Here is a 16,563-nt window from a genome sequence, read left to right as displayed (position 1 = left end):
CACACTCTCGATGCACGTCCATGATCCGCAACCGTCTCCCCTTGTGAGAGCACTTTCGGTGAAAAGCTCACCGAAGCTGGAGGGAGAACACCATGAAGCACAAGGGAATCGTCCGCACCGCCACCATCACCGGCGTCGCCGCCGCACTGAGCCTCGCCGCCATCGTCCCGGCGCTGGCCGGCCCGCTGAGCAACCCGCTGGCCGGCCCCGGAGGCGACCCTGTCACAACCGTCGCGGACCTCGACGGCGACGGCGAACTCGAAACCGTCACCGCGCAGCTCACCGGCACAGGCGACCAGGTCATCTCCGCGACCGTGAACGGCACGTTCACCTCGATCCACCTCGGCGCCGACAGCGCCGTCCCGCTGGAGGCCCCGCGCGTCACCGACCTCAACGGTGACGGCCGCGCCGAACTCATCGTCACCCAGTCGGTGGGTGCCAACACCACGTTCTTCACCGCCCTGCACTTCGACGGCCGCAACCTCAGCCAGGTCGTCGACAACGACAGCAAGCCCCTCTCGATCGCCGAAGGCGGCGGCGTCGCCGCCCACCTCGGCTACCAGTGCACCCCGCTCGAAGGCGGCGGCCGCACCTTCGAAACCGTCGCCGCCGAAGCCGACGACATCAGCGCTGACCCGCTGACCTACAGCGGCACCCGCACCGTCTACACCCTTCGCGACGGTGCGCTGACCACCCAGAACACCGTCGCCATCGACCACCGCCCGGTCACCGACCCGGCGCTGGGCACCGACGCCGCCTCGTGCGACCAGGTCGGCAGCTGATCGGGCAGACCTGTTGCCCGCGAACACCTTTCAGCCGGAACCCGATTCGCGACGTCGGCGCCGCGGTTTCCGTCGCGGTACCCGCTTCGGCCACCCAGGATTCCTATACGGTCGTCGGCCGCTGGGCCGGGACCGGGGACGAACAGGCAGCGACATGCGAAGGCCTGAGGCTGCTCTACTTCCCCAGCGGCGAATGCGTGTTCTTCAACGGCAACACCGAATTGCGCGTGCCCAACTGAGGCCCGCAGCCACCTGAACTCCGTGAAGGCCTCCTTCACTACCTTGAGGGTAGGAAAGGAGGCCTTCACGGACTTGCGATACCTGCCTGCGGCCTCAGGAGCACCAGCAGTCACAGCGTCCGCGCGGCTGGGGGGCGGCAAGCGTTGCGAAAGCCACTTTCGCAACTTTGAAGGTTGCGAAAGTGGCTTTCGCAACCTGCCTCGCACCTGCAACAGCGTCGTGCGCCATTGAGGGGTAAGACACGTATGGCGCGGGCCCTCGCGAACGGCTTCACACCAGCGGCCTTCGCGACGTGACCTCGACTGTCCACAAGGGACAACTTTCCCGCCAAAGTACCCGGTTGAGCGGTCTGCAAAGGGGGTCGTGAGTGACAAGGAGCGCTAGAACGACACTTACCGCTCACGACTCCTCGGACAGGCAAGCGAAAGAGCGCCTACGGAGCGTAGGTCAGGCAATTGGCGGCGTGACCACCTTCACCCGGTCCCACCCGGACACTCGATGCGGTGCATTCCAAAGCGGAATTGTGCCGGCAATCGGACCGAGAGCAGGCTCCCACCTGCGCGGTCACCCGATCGAGGCCACCCTTGGTGTTGAGCGGCACGAACGTTCCGCAATCGGCCGATCCATTGCCGCCACCCACCGTGATGGCGAAAGCGTGACAGCCGTCGTGGTTGTACGAACATCCGCTGACCGTGCATTCGTGGACAGCGGGCATTTCGGTGGTGGTCATAACGACTCCTGTACATCGTGGTGGTGGTGTCGTTCGGTATGACCAGGGTTACACCGCTCTCCACGCCCGGCAATTCGGGGAAATTCATTCACGTCTGGCGAGCAGCCGTTCCAGCCAGGATTCCCGTGCGGCGAGGCACGATCGGGCGACAGCGGATTCCGGTGCGAGGTCGTGGAAGCCGTGAAAGGCGCCGCCCCAGACGTGCAATTCCGCTTCGCCGCCGGCGGCCCAGATCGCACTCGCGTACGCCACGGCCTCGTCCCGGAACACTTCGACGGCGCCGACGTCGATGAACGTCGGCGGCAGACCGCTGAGATCCGTCGCGCGAGCGGGAGCCGCATAAGGCGAGACGTCGGCGGTTCCCCGCCGCTCACCCAGGACCATCGTCCACGCCGTCAGGTTGCTGGTCCGATCCCAGACGCCGACCCCGTCGTATTGCCGCGCCGACACGGTCTCGTCGCGGTCGTCGATCATCGGGCACTGGAGCAACTGCCCGGACAACCTCGGTCCGCCGCGATCCCGCGCCAGCAGCGTGACGCCCGCGGCGAGGCCACCGCCGCCGCTCCCGCCGAAGATGACCAGCCGGTCCGGGTCGAATCCCAGCTCGTCCGCGTGCGCGGCCATCCACTCCAGACCGGCGTAGCAGTCCTCCACCGGCACCGGATGCGGATGTTCCGGCGCGCGGCGGAATTCGACGGTGACCGCGACCGCGTCGTACTTCATCGCCCAGTCGACGAGCGGGTGCACCGACGCGAACCGGTCGGCCATCACCATTCCACCGCCGTGGACGTGATAGATCCCCGGCCCGCCGCCACGGTGGTCCTCGCGCGCGATGACCGAGACGAGGATCTCCGCGCCGTCGTGGCCGGGGATCGTGTGGTCGGTCCAGGTGACCGGGCGGTCGCCGATCTGCTCTTCGATGGACGGGAACTTCAACGCCCGGAAGCGCTCCAGTTGCTCCGCGGTCATGCCGACCGGGACATGGCCCGCCAGCGCGGGCAGCACGGCGGCGAGTTCGGGATCGTACGCGGGCTCGGCCATCGCGCGAGCCTAGCCACCCGGCGCCGACAACCTGTATACGACAAGCTGTAACGACAAGGTCAGAGATCGAGGTCGAGCCGCGACGACGCACGTGAGACACAGCAGTACATCCGCCCCGGCGGCGCGCCGATGTCGTCCCGGTGCTCCGGTTCGCCGCCGACGACGCCGATCTCGCAACTGCCGCAAACCCCTTCGCGGCACCCGGACGGGATCCGGAACCCCGCGTGGTTCAAAGCGTCCAGCAGGGACTCTTCCGCGGCGACAGGCACCGTCCGTCCTGATCGGACACAGTTCACCTCGAACGGCTCAGGGGGCGCGAATTCCTTGACCACCGGCCGGAAACGCTCCAGGTGCAGCCCCTGCGCGGGAAACGCCGCCTCGGCCGCGTCGAGCATCGAAGCCGGGCCACAGCAGTAAACCAGCGCCTCCGGGCCGAGCTCGGCCGCCAGCGCGGTGAAATCAGGTCGGCCGTGCTCGTCGGTGGCGTGGACGCGCACCCGGTCACCGTAGGCGGCCTGGAGTTCGGCGGCGAACGGCATGGCGGCCAGGGACCTGCCCACGTACACCAACCCGGCCGACGCGCCCGCCGCGATCGCCGCCGCCAGCATCGGCTTCATGGGAGTGATGCCGATCCCGCCGGCCAGGAACAGGTACTCCGGCGCGGGCAGCAAGGGAAAGTTGTTGCGCGGCAACGAGACTTCGAGAGTGCGGCCCGTGCGCAGGAACAGGTGGATGTACTCCGAGCCGCCCCGGCTGAGCCGGTCGTGCCGGACGGCGACCCGGTAACTGCCGCGATCGGCCGGATCCCCGCACAGCGAGTACTGCCGGGTCAGCCAGTTCGGCAACGCCAGATCGACGTGCGCGCCCGGCTCCCAGGGGGCCAGCGGCCCCTCGGCGCCGCGCAGGACAAGGGAGACGGTGCCTTCGGCGACCGGCTCGACGCGGTCGAGAATGGTCTTCTGCATCAGCGAAATCCCCTCAGTACAGCTGCCGGTAACTGGTTTCGAGCATTTCCTCCAGCACCGACGGATCGAGGTCGAGGCCCATCTGCTCGGTGGCGATCTCGCCGGCGGACGGCAGTTCGTCCGCCAGCGCCTGGCTCGCGGGATCCCAGAGCCGGGAGCGGACCAGCGCACGCCCACAGTGGAAGAACGTCTCGGCGACCTCCACGACGATCGCCAGTTCCGCCTCTTTGCCTTCGGTGCGCATCCGGGCGAGGACGTCCGGCTCGTCGGTGGGATACGCGTGCCCGTTGACCCGGAACACCTCCCGCATGCCGGGGACCACGAACATCAGCCCGATCCCGTCGTTCTCGGAGAGGTTGCGGAAGGAGTCGGCGAGCTTGTTGCCCGGCCGGTCGGGGATCGCCAGCATCCGTTCGTCGAGCACCTTGACGAAACCCGGGTAGTCACCGCGCGGTGAACAGTCGGGCAGGCCCGTCGCGTCCGCCGTCGCCATCGCCACGAACGGGGCATGCGCGATGAACCGGCGGCCGTGCTTGTCGACGCGGTCGTGGACCTTGGCCTTGATCATCGCCTCCGGTGCGCCGAGCCGGGCGCGCACCTCCTCGTACGAGATCCGGCGCGGACGCGTCTCATTGACGAGATAACTGCTGGTCATGGCACAATTATGAGCAATTGTTCAGCCCGTCCGCTACTCGCTTTCACGCCGCTTCACCCAGGAGTGCCATGACGTCGGACCAGCGCCGCATCCAGCCACGTAAACAGCCTCGCCAGGTCCGCGCCGAGCTGACCCGGCAGCGCATCCTCACCGCGGCTGCTCACATTTTCGCCGAGTACGGGTACGCCGCGGGGACCACGAACCGCATCGCCGAACGGGCCCGCGTCTCCATCGGTTCGCTGTATCAGTACTACCCGAACAAGGACGCGATCCTGGCCGAGTTGCTGACCCGCCACCTCGACGGCGACCGCGGCACAGCCACGCTCCGAAGCTACAAGGAATCGCCCGAACCGCTCGAGACCATCATCAGGGCGTTCGTGCGCACGGTGATCGACAACCACCTCGACGATCCGCAGCTGCTGCGGATCATGATCGAGCAGGCGCCGCGCTCCGGGGAAGTGCTGGAGCGGGTCACCCGGGTGAAGTGGGAGATGATCGACGATCTGCTCGATCTGCTCAACACACATCCCGAGGTCCGGGTCCAGGACAAGGACACCGCGGCCCGGCTCGTCACGTCGACGGTGGAGATGACCGTGCATCACCTCATCGCCGCGCCCGGCTCCATCGACACCAAGCGACTCGAGAACGAACTCGTGACGATGATCACCGGTTACCTGCGCACCTGATTTTCGAGGGTTGACCAGGCGCTGAGCGGGTACTCACCGGTGTGATCCGAGCAGAGAACAGGATGCGCGACATCGTCGCTCGCTGGCGGCGGAGAGGCGGCACTCTCGCGTTGGCATGGACGTTGATCACCCTCGGCTTGGCCACGATGCTGTGGGTGTCGGGTTTCCGCGCGTGGCCGGTGTATCTGACGACGGTGCCGGGCGCCGTCGTCTCCGCGCTGCTGTGGGTCGGCGTCGCGCGCACCCGCCGGAAGACGGAGCCCGTCGAAGAGCAGCCTGGCTAGTTCGTCGCGCGGCTGGAGGTCAGCCCCGCGTCGGTGTCCAAGGCCGTCGGCTGGCTCGGGCAACGCGGCCTGATCGGCCGCGAACGCGAAGGCAGGCGGCAGCGGTACGTCATCGACGACCAGTTCGGCTACCGGGCCTGGCAGGCCAGTCTCGAAGCGATGACCAAGTGGGCGGAGGTCACCCGGCGGGGCGCCGGGCTGCTCGACGGCCCGGCGAGGGCGCGACTGGAGGCCACCAGTCGGTTCTTCCGGCATCTGCACCAGGACATGAGCGAGGCGCCCGAACACTGGCGGCGGACAAGCCTGCGGTGACACACAACGCGGGAGGCGTCTATCCGTCCGACAGTTCGCGGGCCTCGCTTAGAGCGGCTTTCCAAGCGTCGAGGTAGGCCGAAGCGGGCACTCGGGACCGCCGTTCGAACACCGAATCGTGAGGGTCGTCCGTCTCGGCGATCAGCACGTCCTCGCCCTCGCGCCAGATCAGCAAGAGCCAGCATTGGTCGCTTTCCCGGAACGGCTCCCGCGGGGTGCCCAGCGGGATGTCGTCGAGCGTCCAGTCCCGCACGGTCACTTCCACGTTGTCCCACCAGGAGAATTCGGCGAGCAGGACGTTGTCGCCGTCGACGAACCGCAACCCGTGCCCCGGCACGCTCTCCCGCCGGAAGAACCGCACGGCGAACCCCTCGACCACGGTGAACCCGGTGGTGTCCAGGTCCGCGATGATGTCGTCCACGAGAACGACCTTACGGAGAAGGGCGGGCGGCCGAAGCCGCCCGCCCTTCTCGAAACGCCCTGAGGTCATCCGCGCTTGGCTTCCTCCCAGGTCACCTTCTTGACCTGGGGGCCGTCGTCCTTGGCGTGGCTCGCCAGGCCGTTGAGCCCCTTGAAGTAGTCACCGGCCTGGGCCTGCGCCTGCGGCGACATGTCGGTGTCGCTGATCGCGATGCCGTGGATGTGCTCCGCCCAGTCGCCCTGGCCCGGGGTGCGGTGCCACGCGGCGAACCCGACCTCGCGCAGTGCCTTCACCGCGGCGTTCTTGTTCGAGATGTTGTTCACCGAGATGTCGACGGCGCCACCGCCGTCGTGCGTGCCGCCCGAGGCGCCGACGCCGCCCGCGTTGTACGAGCCCTGGGTGACGGTGAACTTGACCCCGGCCTTCTTCTCCGCGGCCGCGATCATGTCGGCGGTGCGCTTGTTCACCGTCTTGCCGTCCAGGCTGGTCTTCGACCCGACGCTGATCGGCGCGGTCACGGTGTAGCGGCCCTTGCCCAGTTCGGTCAGCGAGCCCTTGCCCGGCAGCCCGGTCGCGGCCAGGCCACTGTGTCCCAGCGACTTCTGGTACTTCTCGTACGCCTTGACCGTCGAGGTGCCGAAGTGACCGTCGACCTGCTTCTTGTCGAGCATGTTCTTCGCCGCCAGCGCCTCTTCGACCACCTTGACGCTCGGGCCGGAGCCCGGCGTGATCGCCTGGTCGGCCTTGTACGGATCCCACATGGCCGCCTTGATCACGGCCTCCATGTTGACCGACGGCGCGGCCACCGCGGGCTGTCCCGCCGTCACCCCCATGAGCGCGGCGCCGGACAGAGCGGTGAACATCGCGGCGGTTGCCACCTTGCGCATGACTGCTCCTTCACTCGGTGCTGCTTCCTGTGAACAGCTTGTGACCGACACTGCCTTGGACGAGGGACCGTCCGGAACCACCTGGACGGAACGTCTGACGTCAAAAACCGCAGGTTGACAGCGTTTGACAGCGCCTCGGCCAGGGCAGCCCCGCTGGTCGGCACGGCGATCCGGACGAAGTTCGCGATATAGTCACCTGGCCGCGCAGAGTGACGAAAATCGTTGTCACGTTGGACACGAACGCGAGGGGGAGCGTGCCGGGACCGCAAGCGGAAGAACGGGCGCCGGAGCTCGAAGCGTTCATGGACGGGCTTCGGAAGCTGCGGACGGGGGCCGGCGAGCCCTCCTTCCGGAAGATGGCCGCGAAGTCCGGCGCGGTGTCCCACGCGACCCTGCACCTCACCGTCACCGGCAGACGGCTGCAGCCGTGGGAGACCGTCCGGGAGTTCGTCCGCGCCTGCGGCGGCGACGAAGAGGAGTGGCACGCCCGATGGCAGGGCGTCCAGCTCGTGCTGTCCGCCGAGCGCGAGCCTGAACCCACACCCGTTCCGCCGCGCTGGCGGTCCAAGCGGGTCCTGGTGCCGCTGGCCCTCGTGCTCGTCGCCGTGATCGCCGCCGTCGTCGTCATCCTGCTGCCGGGCGAGCCCGGACCGCCGCATCCCGGCGATTCGAGCAGTTTCGTCGCCGACGTGACCATCCCCGACGACACCGTGGTCAAGCCGGGCACGCAGTTCGTGAAGGTGTGGGAGATCAAGAACACCGGCACCGTCGAGTGGAAGAAGCGGTACCTGCGCCGCACCGACCTCCCGGTCGCGCCCGGCGCCTGCCGCACCCCGGACCGGATCCCGGTCAACGACACCGCGCCGCAGGGGAACGTCCAGGTGACGGTCACCGTGAGCACCCCGCCGACCGCCCCGGCCGACTGCAAGGTGTTCTGGAAGATGGTCGACGAACAGGACCGGGAACTGTTCCCCGGCAACAAGCCGATCTACTTCTCCGTGCTCGTGCGCCCCTGAATCACGGCGAAAACACCTCGTTCGACCGGGAAAGTGCGCTAGCCGCCGCATTCCGTGCTGCCTACGCTGAATTCCGCGCACGGAAATCACAAAATTCCTCGGGAGTCTCCAGTGAGAACAACGAGAATCGTGTTCTGCGCCTTGTTCGCCCTCGGCGCCGCCTGCCTTCCCCCCACGGCCTCGGCGGCGCAAAACGCGTTCACCCTGTCCAGTACCGCTTTCGCCAACGGCGGCCTCATCCCCAAGGTCCACGAGTGCACCAGCGGCGGCGGCCAGGACCCCGCGAAGAGGAACGAGTCGCCGCCGCTGGCGTGGTCGGGCGCTCCCGCCGCGGCCAAGAGCTACGCGATCGTCATGCGCGACCTCGACAACAACAACCTCATCCACTGGGTCATCTACGACATCCCGCCGGCCACGGCCTCGCTCCCCCAGAACGTCCAGCACGTCTACAAGCCGCCCGTTCCCGCCGGGGCCAGGCAGATCTACTACCGCGGGAGCGCGAGCCTCTACGGCTACCAGGGTCCGTGCTCGCCCTCGACCGTGAACACCTACGAGTTCGTCGTGCACGCCCTCAACCAGGCGTCGCTCACCGGCCTGACCTCCAGTTCGTCGACGCAGACCGCCGCCAGGGCGATCACCGCGGCCTCGATCGGCACGGCGAGGATCAGCGGCGAGTCGTAGCTCGGTGACACCGGCGGGATACGCAGAGCCAACCGGTGTCCGCGACGGGAGGCCCGCTGATCATCCGTGGCAAAATCGGCCCAATGCAGATCGGGATGCTGGGCTCCTTCGAGGTTCGCACGGATGACGGCGGGCTCGCCGACGTGCCGGGCGCCCGGCTGCGGGGGCTGCTGATCGCCCTCGCGCTCGACCCGGGCCGAGTGGTCCCGAAGGCGACGCTCGTCGACTGGATCTGGGGCGAGCAGCCGCCCGCCGACGCGACGAACGCCTTGCAGCGCTTGGTTTCCCGGCTGCGGAAGGTGCTGCCGGAAGGGGTCGTCGAGGGGCAGACGGACGGCTACCGGCTGAAGGTCGCGCCCGAAGACGTCGACGCCGTGCGGTTCGAGCGCCTCCTCGGCCAGGCGAGCGGCGACGAGGAGGCGCGGCGGCTGCGTGAAGCCCTCGCCCTGTGGCGCGGCGCCGCGATGCAGGACGTCGGCCTGCAGGACAGCGGCGCGTTCGACGCGGCGGTCACCCGGCTCGAAGGTCTTCGCCTGACGGCCATGGAGGATCGGTTCGACGCGGAGCTCGAACTCGGCCACGGCGCGAAACTGGTCACCGAACTGACCGACCTGGCGGCCGCGCATCCCCTGCGCGAGCGGCTCGTCGCCGCGCTGATGCGGGCCCTCGCGGCGACGGGGCGCGACACCGAAGCGCTGCTCGTGTACCAGCGCACGAGGGAAGCCCTGGCCGACGCGCTGGGCGTCGATCCCTCACCGGAGCTGTCCGCGGTGCACGTCGCGCTGCTGCGGGGCGAGCTGGGACGGCGGGAGGAGAACCGCAAGACCAACGTGCGCGCCGAGCTGACCAGTTTCGTCGGCAAGGAAGCCGATGTCGCCAAGGTCCGCGGACTCGTCGCCGAGCACCGGCTCACCACCCTGATCGGGCCCGGCGGTTCGGGAAAGACCAGGCTGGCAACGGAAACCGCGCGCACGATGCTCGGCGACCTGCCGGACGGGGCCTGGCTGGTGGAACTCGCGGCCATCGGCCCGGAGGGCGATGTCGCGCAAGCGACGCTGGCCGCGCTCGGCCTGCGGGACGCGCTGCTCGGCGACGCACCGAGCGCCGAGCCCGCCGACCGGGTCGTCGCCGCGATCCGCGACCGGGAAGTCCTGCTGATCCTCGACAACTGCGAGCACGTGATCGAGCAGGCCGCGGCCTTCGCGCATCGAGTGCTCGGGGAATGCCGCCGTCTGCGGATCCTGGCGACGAGCCGGGAACCGCTCGGCATCACCGGTGAGGCGTTGTGGCAGGTCGTGCCGCTGGCGCTGCCGGACAGGCACGCCGCCCCCGGCGAGATCGAATCCTCCCCCGCCGTCCGGTTGCTGCGGGACCGGGCGAGCGCGGTGAGCAAGGACTTCGTGGCCGACGAAGCCACGCTGGCCACGATGGCGCGCGTGTGCCGGGTGCTCGACGGGATGCCGCTGGCGATCGAACTGGCCGCGGCCAGGTTGCGCACCATGTCCATCGACCAGCTCGCCAACCGGCTCGACGACCGCTTCCGCCTGCTGACCGGCGGCAGCCGGACCGCGTTGCCGCGGCACCGGACGTTGCGCGCCATGGTCGACTGGAGCTGGGAGTTGCTGAGCGACGCCGAGCGGACGGTCCTGTGCCGGCTCTCGGTGTTCTCGGGCGGGGCGAGCCTGGAAGCGGCCGAGCACGTCTGCGTGAGCGAAGCCGTCGAGCGGTACGAGGTACTCGAACTGCTCACCGCGCTGACCGAGAAGTCGCTGCTGGTCGCCGCGGGCGACGAAGCACCGCGCTACCGGATGCTCGGCACGATCAAGGAGTACGCCGAACTCCGGCTCGCCGAGGCGGGGGAATCGGCGCTGGCGCGCGACGCGCATCTAGCCTATTTCATCGAGCTCGCCGAAGCCGCGGAGCCGATGCTCCGCCAGGCCGAGCAACTGGAATGGCTCGCGAAGCTCAACGCCGACCACGACAACATCACCTCCGCGATGCGCGGCGCGCTCGCGGCGGCCGAGGCACCGGCGGCGATGCGGCTCGCGGCGGCCTGCGGCTGGTACTGGTGGCTCAGCGGGCACCGGACGGAAGGCATGGAACTGGTCAAGGCGGCCGTCGAGACACCGGGCGAAGTGCCCGACAACGTCGCGGCCATCGTGTACGGGCTCGTCTCGTTGTTCGTGAGCTCCGGTTTCGCCGACGAATACACCGCGGAGAAGTGGATTCACGAGTCGTACCGGCTCGGCCAGAAGAGCGAGGACAACCATCCGCTGCTCGGGCTCATCGTTCCGCTGGTGCGCATGCTGGCCGGTGAGGAAACACTGTCCGCCTGGGAACCGGTGCTGGAGAACGAAAACGCGTGGGTCCGCGCGCTGGCGCGGCTGCACCTCGGCAAGATGCGGATCACGCTCGGCCACCCCGGCCGGGAGGCGGACACGTACCTCGAGCAGGCGCTCACCGAGTTCCGCGCCCTCGGCGAACGGTTCGGGATCTCCTTCGCCCTGACCGAACTCGCGGATCGGATCGCCACCCGCGGCGAGTTCGCGACCGCGTGCGAGTACTACGAACAGGCGATCACGGTGGTGACCGAGGTCGGTTCCGTCGAGGACCTGATCCGGCTGCGGTCGCGGCAGGCGCAGCTGTACTGGCTGATGGGCGACGAGGAGGCCAGTGCGGCCGCCGCGGCCGAAGCGCGGCGGTGCGCCGAACAGGTCACGTGGCCGGGCGCGCTCGGCATGCTGGCCCTCGCCCGCGCGGAACTCGCGCACTGGCGCGGTGAGACCGGGGAAGCCGCACGGGAACTCGACATCGCGATGAGCGTGATGGGCGACGAAGCGGAACTGGGCCACGTCCGCGCCATCGCCAACGACCTGATGGGCTATTTCGCGGACGACCTCGACAAGGCACGGGAGCATCGGGAAGCGGCCTGGCAGGCGGCGGCCGAGGTACGGCACGTGCCCCTGATCGCCCACATGATCGTCGGGATCGCGGACTACGCCCTGCGCCGCGACGATCCGGAGCAGGCCGCGCGGCTGCTCGCGGCGGCCGACGAGCTGCGCGGGCTGCCGGACCGGTCACGTCCGGACGTGACGCGGATCGAGGAGACAGTGCTGCGCCGCCTCGGCGAAACGAAGTTCGCGGAGGCGGCGCGAGAAGGCACCACTGCGGAATGGAAGCAACTGGTCGAGGTCACGCTCGCTTCTTGAACGTCGACGACGCCCACAAGTAGCCGACGAGCGCGATCCCGACGCACCAGCCGAGGGCGGGGAGCACGTCGCCCGCGGCCGGTGCCCCGTTGAGCAGCCCTCGCAGGGTCTCGATGATCGGGGTGAAGGGCTGGTACTCCGCGAACTCCCGGAGCCCCGGTCCCATCTTCTCCGCCGGCACGATCGCGCTGCTGAAGAACGGCAGCATGACCAGCGGCACCGAGGCCATCCCCGCGGTTTCCGGGGACTTCGCCGCCAGGCCCAGCGCGATCGTGAGCCAGCCCGCCGCGAAACCGAGCAGCACCACGATGCCGACGACACCGAGCCAGTCGAGGAAACCCGCCGCCGGGGAGAAACCCAGCAGGAAGGCCACTCCGGTGAGCGCCGCGATGGCGATCAGGTTGGTCAGCAGACTGGTGACGACGTGCCCGGTCAGCACCGCGCCGCGGGAGACGTCCATGACCTTGAAGCGGTTGATGATGCCCTTCGTCATGTCGGAGTTCACCGCGGTCGCGGTGGCCCCGAGGCCGTAGCAGACGGCGAGCAGCATCAGGCCCGGCGTCGCGTAGTCGATGTAGTCGACGCCGACGCTGAACGCGTCCCCGAACACGTACACGAACATCAGCATCATCACGACCGGCATCAGGATCGCGTTGAACACCGAGGTCGGATTGCGGGTGAGGTGTTTGAAGTTGCGGCGCAACATCACCAGTGAAGGGGACTTGGCGCGCGCGGTCGAGGTGGCCTGGGTCTGTGTGGTCGTGGTCCGGGTGGTCATCACTTCGCGGCCTCCGTGTCGTGGCCCGTCAGGGCGAGGAAAACGTCATCGAGATCAGGGGTCTGGACGGAGAACTCTTCGGCGGCGATCGCGTGCTCGTCGAGCCGGTCCAGCAGCGATCGCAGGGATTTCGTCCCGCCGTCGCTGGGGACCCGCAGGGCCAGCGTCTCGTCGTCCCGGGTGGCGCCGGGGAAGATCCGTGCCGCGGCGTCGAGTTCGGCGACGGTGGTGAACCGGAGCCGGACATGCGTGCCGGGCATCCGGCGCTTGAGCTCGTCGGGAGTGCCGCTGGCGACAAGGCGGCCCTGGTCGAGGACCGCGATCCGGTCGGCCAGCTGATCGGCTTCTTCGAGGTACTGGGTGGTGAGGAAGACGGTCACGCCACCCGCCACCAGCTCGCGGATGATCGACCACATCGTGCGACGGCTGCGCGGGTCCAGGCCCGTGGTCGGCTCGTCGAGGAAGATGATCCGCGGGTCGCCGACGAGCGTCATCGCCAGATCCAGCTTCCGGCGCATCCCACCGGAGTAGGTCGACGCCGGCTTCCGCGCCGATTCCGTCAGGTCGAAGCGTTCCAGCAGCTCGGGCACGACCCGCTTGCCCGCGGCGCCGCGGTTCAGGTCCACCATCAGCTGCAGGTTCTCCTGCCCGGTCAGCAGTTCGTCGACCGCCGCGAACTGGCCGGTGACGCCGATCGCCGCCCGCACCGCCTTGGCCCCGGTCACGAGGTCGTGCCCGGCGACCCTGGCCGTCCCGCCGTCGGCCTTCATCAAGGTGGTCAGCAGGTTCACCGTCGTCGTCTTGCCCGCCCCGTTCGGGCCGAGCAGCGAGAAGATGGTGCCCGCGGGGACTTCCAGGTCGATCCCCTCGAGCACGACCTTGTCGCCGAAGGTCTTTCGCAGCCCGGAGACCGCAATCGCTGTGTCGTTCATGGGCATCACTCTGGGCGGCCCCGCTGACACGCCCCCGCCACGGCGCTGACACGGGTGGTGTCAGCGCCGTGTCAGCCACATGTCAGGCGCTCCGAGGACAGTGGCCTTCACAACCACCACGAAAGGCGACCCGATGACTCAGACGGTTCCCGTCCCGCAGGGCCTCCCGATGCAGCGTGACGCGGGCCCCTTCGACCCGCCCAGCGAGATCACCCGGCTGCGCGCGGCCCGCCCGGTGAGTCCCATGGTCTTCCCCGACGGTCACGAAGGCTGGCTCGTCACCGGCTACGACGAGGTCCGGCAGATGATGGCCGACACCCGGTTCAGCTCGCGGCAGGACATCGGCATCCTCCACATGCCGTACGAGACGCCGGGGATGCCCACCCCGACCGAACCGTCCCCGCCGATGCCGGGCATGTTCGTCGCGATGGACCCGCCGGACCACGGCCGGCTGCGGAAGCGGCTCACCGGCGCTTTCACCGTGAAGAGGATGAAGCAGCTCGAAGAGCACATCGTCGAGATCACCGAACAGCACCTGGACGCGATGGCGAAGCTGGTCCCGCCGGTCGACCTGGTCAAGGAGTTCGCGCTGCCGGTGCCGTCGCTGGTGATCTGCGAACTGCTCGGCGTCCCCTACGAGGATCGCGAGAGCTTCCAGGCCAGCTCCGCCCAGCTCATGGTCCGGGACCAGACGCTGGAAGAGAAGATGGCCGCGTTCATCGGGATGAACACCTTCCTCACCGAGCTGGTCACGCGCAAACGCGAGACCCCCGACGACGACATCCTGTCCGACCTGGGCCGCTACGACGACCTCACCATCGAAGAGCTGGCGGGTGCGGCCTTCCTGCTGCTGCTCGCCGGGCACGAGACCACCGCGAACATGCTGGCGCTGGGCGCCTTCGCGCTGCTGGAGAACCCCGGGCAGCTGGCCGAACTGCGTGCCGACGCGGAGCTGCTCCCCGGCGCCGTCGAGGAACTGCTCCGCTACCTGTCCGTCGCCGACATCTTCTTCCGCTACGCCACGGAGGACCTCGAACTCGGCGGCGAAACGATCCGCGCGGGCTCGACGGTCATCGTCTCGCTGCTGGCCGCCAACCACGACCCGCGGCGCTTCGAGGCCCCCGACACCCTGGACATCCACCGCAACGCCCGCGGTCTCCTCTCGTTCGGGCACGGCGTCCACCAGTGCCTCGGCCAGCAGCTGTCGCGGATCGAAATGCGCGCGGGTTTCGAGGGCCTGCTGCGCCGTTTCCCGACCCTCGCGCTCGCCGTCCCCGCCGGCGAGATCAAGCTCAAGACCGACATGAACATCTACGGCGTGCACGCGTTGCCGGTCACCTGGACGGAATAGGGACCGATAAGGCTTGACGCTCGTGAGTGGTGTGCGCCGAATGTGGCCTTGGGGACGGTGAGTGTCCCCCATGCCGCATCGGGGGCACCCCGACCGACCGGACGCCGTGAAGGCCCCCTTTACCGTCCTCGCGAGTGGCAAGTGTCGTTCTCTTGAGGGGTAAGGCAACCTGGCGTGTCGTGCTGGGTCGGCGTGGGTGTCCCGAGCGCCACGCTGGGGACGCACATCGTCTCGAACGTGGCGCTCGGGACACCTAGAGCGACACCGATCCCGCCCACCCGGAAGCCCCCACTGTGGCATTGGGCGCACACCTCAACGACAGGACACGTTGCCCTGGCCGATGGGAGCCGACCAGGCGTCGGGCGTCCACTGTGGACACTTATCGCCGACAGGATGCCTGACTTGTTACTTAATGGGCGATTCTATCAAGGGGTCGTGAGTGGCAAAGAGCGTTAGAACGCTCTTTGTCACTCACGACCCTCCGGTACGACTACGCAAAGCACCCACATCAGGCACCTCGATCCCAGCTGGCGTCCTCTGCGAACAGTCACCCCACAGGTTCGGCGCCGACGACTTGTCCAGCTTGATCGATCAGACCGACAGTCACCGAAGGGCGCGTGCCAAGATCAACTTAAGCTACGCGGCATTGCGTTAGAACCGCCTTTACCACTCACGAGTTCTAAAACGGGAGGGTCACTTCTTCAGCCACTCCAACAGTTTGACTGTTCCGTTCCCCTTCGCGCCGGTCTTGTGGATCGACGCGTTCCGGGCGCCCTCGACGCAGTACGAAGCCCCGGCGCCACCGCCGCCGCCCGCAGAGTCGTTGGTGCCCGACTTGCCGCCCCCGCCTCCGCCGCCGCCGTCCAGCGTGTATCCCGCGCCGCCACCACCTCCGCCACCGGCTGTCGACGCTCCAGGCGCGCCCTGACCGTTGTCACCCTTGGACGTCTTCGCGGTGCCACCGCCTCCGCCGTCGCCGCCCACTCCGAGCGCCCCTGCCTCGCCGCCGTCGCCCTTGTGCGGCTTCTGGTCCCCTGCCCCGCCGTCACCGCCGCGGGCGATCAGTGCCCCACCGCCGGCACCGCCTCCACCGGCCGCGACGATCAACGGCACGTCGCCGCGGCAGACCGCGCTCGCTCCACCGCCCCCTCCGCCGTTGCGGCCGGAATCGGTTTCCCCGGAACCGCCTCTGCCACCGGTGCGGAATCCGGAACCGCCGGATCTGCCTGCTTGTTCGCCCACCTGGATTTTGAGTTTTTCCCCGCCTTTGACCGGCACGGTCGCTTCGACCTCGGCACCGTGCCCGGGGCCGCCGGAATCCGCGTTGCCGTGTCCGCCCTGTCCTCCTCGCAACGTGAACCGGCCCCACTTCGCGTCCGCCGGAACGTGGATTTCCTGTTCGGCCTCAACGGCTTCGAAAATCTGTGTGGCTTCGGCAGAGGCCGCGGTCTCCGTCATGTTTCCTCCTGGGTTCACTGCGGAACATCCAGTCTGGAATGCGCGATCCGTCCGCGGACAGTGCACGATCGGGCAAGAAAAGACTTCGCTGCGTTCGCGGCCGCGGCCATTTGTACCAGCGTGGAGCAGCGCGGC

Annotated in this window: 18 protein-coding genes; 9 read left to right on the top strand and 9 right to left on the bottom strand. The window is 68.5% G+C overall.

Annotated features, from left to right (window positions below):
* The first annotated feature begins 92 nt into the window (after nt 1-92).
* Both ACFOSH_RS27845 and ACFOSH_RS27840 read left to right on the top strand, forming a co-directional pair.
* Nucleotides 93-782 carry an FG-GAP repeat domain-containing protein gene (locus ACFOSH_RS27845; protein ID WP_378242021.1) on the top strand — a complete coding sequence of 230 codons (690 nt, stop codon included), beginning with the start codon at nt 93-95 and terminating at the stop codon, nt 780-782.
* Entirely contained in the window at nt 761-1,021 is a 261-nt protein-coding gene (locus tag ACFOSH_RS27840) for a hypothetical protein (RefSeq protein WP_378242020.1), read from the top strand. Before ACFOSH_RS27845 ends, ACFOSH_RS27840 begins: the two co-directional genes overlap by 22 nt.
* Before the next feature lie 434 nt (nt 1,022-1,455).
* Here the strand turns inward: ACFOSH_RS27840 and ACFOSH_RS27835 are convergent, their stop codons facing one another.
* The 4 genes from ACFOSH_RS27835 to ACFOSH_RS27820 form a co-directional block, all read right to left on the bottom strand.
* Complete coding sequence (locus ACFOSH_RS27835; RefSeq protein WP_184900410.1) at nt 1,456-1,752, bottom strand: DUF1540 domain-containing protein; 297 nt, start codon at nt 1,750-1,752, stop codon at nt 1,456-1,458.
* A gap of 84 nt (nt 1,753-1,836) precedes the next feature.
* Nucleotides 1,837-2,793 carry an alpha/beta hydrolase gene (locus ACFOSH_RS27830; protein WP_378242019.1) on the bottom strand — a complete coding sequence of 319 codons (957 nt, stop codon included), beginning with the start codon at nt 2,791-2,793 and terminating at the stop codon, nt 1,837-1,839.
* A gap of 59 nt (nt 2,794-2,852) precedes the next feature.
* Complete coding sequence (locus ACFOSH_RS27825) at nt 2,853-3,758, bottom strand: PDR/VanB family oxidoreductase (RefSeq protein ID WP_378242018.1); 906 nt, start codon at nt 3,756-3,758, stop codon at nt 2,853-2,855.
* 13 nt (nt 3,759-3,771) lie between these two features.
* Nucleotides 3,772-4,413 carry an MSMEG_1061 family FMN-dependent PPOX-type flavoprotein gene (locus tag ACFOSH_RS27820; protein ID WP_378242017.1) on the bottom strand — a complete coding sequence of 214 codons (642 nt, stop codon included), beginning with the start codon at nt 4,411-4,413 and terminating at the stop codon, nt 3,772-3,774.
* A 68-nt stretch (nt 4,414-4,481) separates the two neighbouring features.
* Here ACFOSH_RS27820 and ACFOSH_RS27815 point away from each other — a divergent pair, with 68 nt between their 5' ends.
* From ACFOSH_RS27815 to ACFOSH_RS27805, 3 genes are all read left to right on the top strand, one after another.
* A complete protein-coding gene (locus ACFOSH_RS27815; RefSeq protein WP_378242016.1) occupies nt 4,482-5,099 on the top strand; it encodes a TetR/AcrR family transcriptional regulator in 618 nt (205 codons plus the stop codon).
* Nucleotides 5,100-5,161: 62 nt separating this feature from the next.
* A complete protein-coding gene (locus ACFOSH_RS27810; RefSeq protein ID WP_378242015.1) occupies nt 5,162-5,383 on the top strand; it encodes a hypothetical protein in 222 nt (73 codons plus the stop codon).
* Nucleotides 5,384-5,416: 33 nt separating this feature from the next.
* Complete coding sequence (locus tag ACFOSH_RS27805; protein WP_378242014.1) at nt 5,417-5,695, top strand: hypothetical protein; 279 nt, start codon at nt 5,417-5,419, stop codon at nt 5,693-5,695.
* A 19-nt stretch (nt 5,696-5,714) separates the two neighbouring features.
* Here ACFOSH_RS27805 and ACFOSH_RS27800 read toward each other — a convergent pair whose 3' ends face one another.
* Both ACFOSH_RS27800 and ACFOSH_RS27795 read right to left on the bottom strand, forming a co-directional pair.
* Complete coding sequence (locus ACFOSH_RS27800; RefSeq protein ID WP_378242013.1) at nt 5,715-6,116, bottom strand: hypothetical protein; 402 nt, start codon at nt 6,114-6,116, stop codon at nt 5,715-5,717.
* A gap of 65 nt (nt 6,117-6,181) precedes the next feature.
* Nucleotides 6,182-7,003 (bottom strand): peptidoglycan-binding domain-containing protein, encoded by an 822-nt coding sequence (locus tag ACFOSH_RS27795; RefSeq protein ID WP_378242012.1) that lies wholly within the window; start codon nt 7,001-7,003, stop codon nt 6,182-6,184.
* A gap of 254 nt (nt 7,004-7,257) precedes the next feature.
* On the opposite strand from ACFOSH_RS27795, the gene ACFOSH_RS27790 reads away from it, so the two are divergent.
* The 3 genes from ACFOSH_RS27790 (at nt 7,258) to ACFOSH_RS27780 (ending at nt 11,909) form a co-directional block, all read left to right on the top strand.
* Nucleotides 7,258-8,019: an NBR1-Ig-like domain-containing protein gene (locus tag ACFOSH_RS27790; protein ID WP_378242011.1), complete on the top strand. Its 762-nt coding sequence runs from the start codon at nt 7,258-7,260 to the stop codon at nt 8,017-8,019.
* Nucleotides 8,020-8,148: 129 nt separating this feature from the next.
* The gene (locus ACFOSH_RS27785) at nt 8,149-8,700 is read left to right on the top strand and encodes a YbhB/YbcL family Raf kinase inhibitor-like protein (RefSeq protein ID WP_378242113.1); all 552 of its coding nucleotides are present in this window, start codon (nt 8,149-8,151) and stop codon (nt 8,698-8,700) included.
* Between the two features lie 83 nt (nt 8,701-8,783).
* Nucleotides 8,784-11,909, top strand: a complete 3,126-nt coding sequence (locus ACFOSH_RS27780; RefSeq protein WP_378242010.1) for a BTAD domain-containing putative transcriptional regulator — start codon at nt 8,784-8,786, stop codon at nt 11,907-11,909.
* Here ACFOSH_RS27780 and ACFOSH_RS27775 read toward each other — a convergent pair.
* The gene (locus ACFOSH_RS27775) at nt 11,893-12,615 is read right to left on the bottom strand and encodes an ABC transporter permease (protein WP_378242112.1); all 723 of its coding nucleotides are present in this window, start codon (nt 12,613-12,615) and stop codon (nt 11,893-11,895) included. The genes ACFOSH_RS27780 and ACFOSH_RS27775 overlap by 17 nt on opposite strands.
* Before the next feature lie 71 nt (nt 12,616-12,686).
* On the bottom strand, nt 12,687-13,619 hold the full coding sequence (locus tag ACFOSH_RS27770) for an ATP-binding cassette domain-containing protein (protein ID WP_378242009.1): 933 nt from the start codon (nt 13,617-13,619) through the stop codon (nt 12,687-12,689).
* A 133-nt stretch (nt 13,620-13,752) separates the two neighbouring features.
* Between ACFOSH_RS27770 and ACFOSH_RS27765 the strand changes: the two genes are divergently transcribed.
* Complete coding sequence (locus ACFOSH_RS27765) at nt 13,753-14,970, top strand: cytochrome P450 (RefSeq protein WP_378242008.1); 1,218 nt, start codon at nt 13,753-13,755, stop codon at nt 14,968-14,970.
* A gap of 693 nt (nt 14,971-15,663) precedes the next feature.
* Here the strand turns inward: ACFOSH_RS27765 and ACFOSH_RS27760 are convergent.
* Nucleotides 15,664-16,428: a PE-PGRS family protein gene (locus tag ACFOSH_RS27760; RefSeq protein ID WP_378242007.1), complete on the bottom strand. Its 765-nt coding sequence runs from the start codon at nt 16,426-16,428 to the stop codon at nt 15,664-15,666.
* Nucleotides 16,429-16,563 lie beyond the last annotated feature (135 nt).

The organism is Amycolatopsis speibonae (genome assembly GCF_042647925.1).
GTDB lineage: Bacteria > Actinomycetota > Actinomycetes > Mycobacteriales > Pseudonocardiaceae > Amycolatopsis > Amycolatopsis speibonae.
This window is presented reverse-complemented; position numbering and strand designations above follow the sequence as displayed.